Here is a 4,623-nt window from a genome sequence, read left to right on the forward strand (position 1 = left end):
AACCCGGCGAGTCCCGCCCGCAACGCAGCTACGCCCCGCCGCGGCCGCCGGCCGATCCGTTCTTCGACAAGCCCTACGAGCCGAGCACCACCGCCACCGAGGCGGCCTGGGAAAGCAAGGCCGCAGCCGCTCCGTCGACGAGCCGCCTGTCGCCCAACATCAAGCCGAAGAAGAAGGTCGCGGCGCTGTTCGGCGCCAAGGTCACGCCGCCGCAGGCTTGATGGCTCGGCAGGGCTGACGGCCCCTCAGCCCGCCAGCAGCGAGAACACGGCCGGCACGTCGTTCGGCAGCTCGACCGGCTGGCTGCGCCAGCGGGCCACCGTGTCGCAGCGGGTCCAGGCGCCCGCCAGCGTCAGCCCGCAACTCACCGACAGGCGGGTGTCCGGGTTCAGCGTGGCAAGCAGGGCCGCCAGCAGCGACGCATTCCGGTACGGCGTCTCGATCATCAGCTGGGTTTGCCGGAGCTTGCGCGACAGCGATTCCAGTTCGCGCAGGCGGCCCGCGCGCTGCGCCGCATCGACCGGCACGTAGCCGACGAACGCGAAGCTCTGCCCGTTCAGGCCGCTGGCGCCCAGCGCCATCAACAGCGAACTGGGGCCGGACAGCGGCACGACGCGGATCGACATCGCATGCGCGGCGCGCACCAGCTCCGAGCCCGGATCCGCAATCGCCGGCAGCCCGGCTTCGGAGATCAACCCGATGTCGTGCCCGGCCGATGCCGGCGCCAGCAGGGGTTTGAGGTCGGGCGGCGCGCCGGCATCGCGGCCCTTCGGCGGCCGGGGCAGCTCGACGATCGAGATCTCCTGCAGCGGCCGCGCAAGCGGCTGGATGGCGTCGACCCGCTTCAGGAATGCGCGCGTCGTCTTCGCGTTCTCGGCGACCCAGTGGCCCAGGCCTGCGGCGGTGCGCAAGACGCCGGCGGGCAGCACCTCGCGCAGGTCGCTGTCGGCCGAGACGCCGAAATCCAGCGTGTTCGGCACCAGGAAGAGTTGGCCGGAGGTCGTCATCGATCAGGCGGCGAGCGGGTCGATGCCGGCCTGGCGCAGCAGTTCGGCGGTGCGGATCAGCGGCAGGCCGATCAGCGCGGTCGGGTCATCGGATTCGATCGCGGTCAGCAGGGTGATCCCCAAGCCTTCCGATTTGGCGCTGCCGGCGCAGTCGTACGGCTGCTCGGCGCGCAGGTAGCGTTCGATCTCGTCGTCGGACAGGTCGCGAAAGCGCACCCGCACCGCCACCAGCGCCGAGGCTTCGAAGCCGGCCTGCCGGTGCACCACGGCGACGGCGGTCTGGAACACGATGGACTTGCCGCGCATCGAGCGCAGCTGCGCGACGGCGCGCGCGTGGTCTCCGGGCTTGCCGACCGGCGTGCCCGCCAGGTCGGCCACCTGGTCGGAGCCGATCACCACCGCGTCCGGTGCGTGGGTTGCGACGGCGCGGGCCTTGGCCAGGGCCAGCCGCAGTGCCAGTGCGGCGGGTGCTTCACCCGCCAGCGGTGTTTCATCGACCTCGGGCGAGCGAACCTCGAACGGCAGGCGCAGGCGCTCGAGGAGTTCTCGCCGGTAGCGCGAGGTCGAGCCGAGGATCAGCAAGGGGCGTGGGGTCATGCGGCGCATTCTCCCATCGCACTCCCATCGCGCGCGCGCCCGTACACTGGAAGGATGAAGTCCCGAGTCACCGATCCCCGCCACCTGGATGCCGAGGCGTTTGCCCAGGAATCCGTCCGGCTCGAAGGCCGCTGGTCGCAAGACGACCTGCTGCGCCTGAAGCAAAGCACCCTGCCTGAAAGTGATGCCGAAGTCGCCTGGACAGCCGAAGGCGAGCGCCGCGAAGGGCGCGCCGGCAGCGCCGAGACCTGGCTGCATCTGACAGCCGAGACCCGGGTGCCCCTGCAATGCCAGCGCTGCCTGTCGCCGATGACCGTGCCGTTGTCGATCGACAGTTCGCTGCAGTTCGTGGCCGGTGAAGATGCGGCCGCGGCGCTGGACGCCGACAGCGAACACGACGTGCTGGCGCTGAGCCGCGACCTGGACCTGCTGACGCTCGTGGAAGACGAACTGCTGCTGGCGCTGCCCATCGTGCCGCGTCACGAGCAGTGCCCGCAGCCGCTGGCCGTGCCGGTCTCGCCGGAAGAGGAAGAGGCCGGGAAGGAAGCTCATCCGTTTGCGGCCCTGGCCGCCCTGAAGCGCGGCCACCTCCCCAATTGATCCGGGCCTGGGAGGCCATGCTAGAATCGCAGGCTTTTTCGTCAAAGCGTTGATTGCGTCCCCGGAGCCCTGGGGATTTCAGCGCACCCCGCCTGGCTCCTGCGAGTGTCAGGAGGCTCAAGGAGAATTTTCATGGCCGTTCAGCAAAACAAGAAGTCGCCTTCCAAGCGCGGCATGCATCGTGCGCACAATGCCCTGGTCACCCCGGGCACCGCGATCGAGCCGACCACGGGCGAATCGCACCTGCGTCACCACATCAGCCCCAACGGTTTCTACCGCGGGCGCAAGGTCCTGAAGACCAAGGCTGACGCCTGAGTCGGTTGTCGCGCACTTCCGCCGGACCCGCGCATTGCCGCGGCCAAGGCATGATGCGTGAACCCTGCGAGACCTTGCATCGACCCGGCCTGCGGACCGTCGCAGTGCCGGGTGTTTGTCTTTTGGGTGGCGATCGCTCCGGCGTTCGCTGCCTGAGTTCGCTGCTTCTCCTGCACCCATGAACCCGATGTCGCCGCCCGCCGCGACCGATGTCATTCGCCTGTCCRTCGACTGCATGGGCGGCGATCACGGTCCCTCCGTCACGCTGCCGGCCTGCCGCGCTTTCCTGGCTGCCCACCCGCTGGCCGAGGTGGTGCTCGTCGGCCGCGCCGAGGCGCTTGCGCCGGCGGCCGGCTGGGACCGCTGCCACGTGGTCGCGGCCACCGAGGTCGTCGAGATGGACGACGCGGTCGAGGTGGCGCTGCGCCGCAAGAAGGATTCTTCGCTGCGCGTGGCGTTGATGCAGCTGAAGTCCGGTACCGACGGCCAGCCGCCGCGTGCACACGCCTGCGTGTCCGCCGGCAACACCGGCGCGTTGATGGCCGTCGCGCGCTACCTGCTGAAGACGCTCGAGGGCATCGATCGCCCGGCCATCGCCGCGGTGATGCCCAACCAGAAGGATGGCTACACGACCGTGCTCGATCTCGGCGCGAACGTGGACTGCAGCGCCGAACACCTGCTGCAGTTCGCCGTGATGGGCAGTGCGCTGGTCGCGGCGGTCGACGGCAAGGAGAACCCGAGCGTCGGCCTGCTGAACATCGGCGAGGAAGTCATCAAGGGCAACGAGACGATCAAGCGCGCCGGCGAGCTGCTGCGCGCCGCAGCCGAAGGCGGCCACGTCAACTTCCACGGCAACGTCGAAGGCAACGACATCTTCAAGGGCACGACCGACATCGTCGTCTGCGATGGCTTCGTCGGCAATGTCGCGCTGAAGACCGCCGAAGGCCTCGCGTCGATGCTGTCGAGCTTCATCAAGCAGGAGTTCACCCGCAACATCTTCACGAAGATGGCGGCGCTGGTGGCATTGCCGGTGCTGAACCACTTCAAGCACCGGGTCGACCACCGCCGCTACAGCGGCGGCGCGCTGCTCGGTCTGCGTGGCCTGGTGTTCAAGGCGCACGGCTCGTCCGATGCCTATGCGTTCGAGCAGGCCTTGAATCGGGCTTATGATGCGGCCCGCAATCACTTGCTGGATCGGGTGCACGACCGGATTCGCGATTCGCTGCATGCCTTGCCCACCCCTGCAAGTGCAAGCGGCGCATCGTCCGACGGTGCCGCCCTCGCTGCATGACCCAACCCTCTGCGACCCGCTATTCGCGCATCACCGGCACCGGCAGCTACCTGCCGCCGAAGCGCCTGACCAACGAAGCCCTGGCCGCCGAACTGGCCGCCAAGGGAGTCGAGACTTCCGATGAGTGGATCGTCGCGCGCACCGGCATCCGCGCCCGCCATTTCGCCGAAGCCGATGTGCCGTGCAGCGACCTGGCCCTRCCGGCCGCGCAGCGTGCGCTCGAGGCGGCCGGCGTCGCCGCATCGCAGATCGACCTGATCATCGTCGCGACCTCGACGCCCGACATGGTCTTCCCGTCGACCGCCACCATCCTGCAGCGCAAGCTCGGCATTGCCGGCTGCCCCGCCTTCGACGTGCAGGCGGTGTGCTCCGGCTTCGTCTATGCGCTGACGGTGGCCGATTCGATGATCCGCACCGGCGCGGCCAGCAAGGCGCTGGTGGTCGGGGCCGAGATCTTCTCGCGCCTGCTCGACTTCAACGACCGCACCACCTGCGTGCTGTTCGGCGACGGTGCCGGCGCCGTGGTGCTGGAGGCGAGCGACACGCCCGGCATCCTCGCGAGCGAACTGCATGCGGATGGCCGCCATGTCGACATCCTCTGCACGCCCGGCTCGGTGTCCGGCGGCAAGATCACCGGCGACCCGCTGCTGAAGATGGATGGGCCAGCGGTCTTCAAGCTCGCCGTCGGCGTGCTCGAGGACGTCGCGCGCTCGGTGCTCGCGAAGGCCGGCCGCACCGAGGCCGACATCGACTGGCTGATCCCGCACCAGGCCAACATCCGCATCATGCAGGGCACGGCCAAGAAGCTGAAGC

The 4,623-nt window shown here is 69.1% G+C and carries 6 protein-coding genes and 1 pseudogene; 5 read left to right on the plus strand and 2 right to left on the minus strand.

Translation table 11 applies throughout. The annotated features are described in order from the left end of the window. Positions 1-221 (plus strand): annotated as a pseudogene (locus AC1D01_RS21755) (hypothetical protein); the annotation flags it as partial. Positions 222-245: 24 nt separating this feature from the next. On the opposite strand, the gene AC1D01_RS21760 reads toward AC1D01_RS21755, so the two are convergent. Both AC1D01_RS21760 and AC1D01_RS21765 read right to left on the minus strand, forming a co-directional pair. Further along, positions 246-1,007, minus strand: a complete 762-nt coding sequence (locus AC1D01_RS21760) for an SAM-dependent methyltransferase (RefSeq protein ID WP_477869979.1) — start codon at positions 1,005-1,007, stop codon at positions 246-248. Between the two features lie 3 nt (positions 1,008-1,010). Beyond that, a complete protein-coding gene (locus AC1D01_RS21765; RefSeq protein WP_477869981.1) occupies positions 1,011-1,604 on the minus strand; it encodes a Maf family nucleotide pyrophosphatase in 594 nt (197 codons plus the stop codon). A 54-nt stretch (positions 1,605-1,658) separates the two neighbouring features. Here AC1D01_RS21765 and AC1D01_RS21770 point away from each other — a divergent pair, with 54 nt between their 5' ends. From AC1D01_RS21770 to AC1D01_RS21785, 4 genes are all read left to right on the plus strand, one after another. Continuing rightward, a complete protein-coding gene (locus AC1D01_RS21770) occupies positions 1,659-2,204 on the plus strand; it encodes a YceD family protein (protein ID WP_477869983.1) in 546 nt (181 codons plus the stop codon). Between the two features lie 132 nt (positions 2,205-2,336). Continuing rightward, positions 2,337-2,519: a 50S ribosomal protein L32 gene (gene rpmF / locus AC1D01_RS21775; protein ID WP_477869985.1), complete on the plus strand. Its 183-nt coding sequence runs from the start codon at positions 2,337-2,339 to the stop codon at positions 2,517-2,519. Between the two features lie 187 nt (positions 2,520-2,706). Next, on the plus strand, positions 2,707-3,810 hold the full coding sequence (gene plsX / locus AC1D01_RS21780) for a phosphate acyltransferase PlsX (protein WP_477869989.1): 1,104 nt from the start codon (positions 2,707-2,709) through the stop codon (positions 3,808-3,810). Beyond that, positions 3,807-4,623 (plus strand): beta-ketoacyl-ACP synthase III (locus AC1D01_RS21785; RefSeq protein ID WP_477869987.1); only part of this gene is annotated, 817 nt, incomplete at its 3' end. The genes plsX and AC1D01_RS21785, both read left to right, overlap by 4 nt.

It is taken from the genome of Rhizobacter sp. P3_B12, assembly GCF_056402895.1.

Bases quoted from the DNA above. Each gene is read 5' to 3' on its own strand.
- AC1D01_RS21760 (WP_477869979.1), bottom strand. From the start codon at position 1,007: ATGACGACCTCCGGCCAACTCTTCCTGGTGCCGAACACGCTGGATTTC.
- AC1D01_RS21765 (WP_477869981.1), bottom strand. From the start codon at position 1,604: ATGACCCCACGCCCCTTGCTGATCCTCGGCTCGACCTCGCGCTACCGG.
- AC1D01_RS21770 (WP_477869983.1), top strand. From the start codon at position 1,659: ATGAAGTCCCGAGTCACCGATCCCCGCCACCTGGATGCCGAGGCGTTT.
- rpmF (WP_477869985.1), top strand. From the start codon at position 2,337: ATGGCCGTTCAGCAAAACAAGAAGTCGCCTTCCAAGCGCGGCATGCAT.